This is a genomic window from Acidisphaera rubrifaciens HS-AP3 (genome assembly GCF_000964365.1).
Classification (GTDB): domain Bacteria; phylum Pseudomonadota; class Alphaproteobacteria; order Acetobacterales; family Acetobacteraceae; genus Acidisphaera; species Acidisphaera rubrifaciens.
Genome location: NZ_BANB01001168.1, coordinates 1 through 447 on the forward strand (window position 1 = coordinate 1; position 447 = coordinate 447).

Annotated in this window: 1 pseudogene; it reads left to right on the forward strand. The window is 73.2% G+C overall.

The features are described 5' to 3' along the window. Positions 1 to 150: 150 nt before the first annotated feature. A pseudogene (locus B8460_RS20530) lies at positions 151 to 447 on the forward strand (flagellar motor protein MotA); the annotation flags it as partial.

The following is a 447-nucleotide window of genomic DNA, read 5'->3' on the forward strand; positions in this document are numbered from 1 at the left end:
GCGGGGCAGCGCGACCGCCGCGCCCGCCGCCGTGCCCGCGGCTCAACCCCCTGCCACCGCGGCATCCGCCGCGGCGCCGCCGCCCGAAGCGGGGCGCGCGACGCGGACGCCTTAGCAATTCCATGACACCCTCATCGTAACCAGGCGGCCATGACCCGACCGACCAGCTTCCTGCTGCGCATGGCCGTCTTCCTGGTGGCGGTCGCGGCCGTGGCGGTGCTGCTGCACGGTGCGCTCGAAATCGCCTTCGCCAGCAATCCGCTGCTCAACAGCCTGATCCTCGGCGTGCTCCTGCTCGGCATCTTCTGGAACCTGCGGCAGGTGGTTCTGCTGGGTCCGGAGGTGACGTGGCTCGAGACCTATCAGCAGGCGCGCGCGCGCACTGCGGCGCTGCCGACGCCGCGGCTGCTGGCGCCGATGGCGAGCATGCTGGCGGCGCGCGACGCG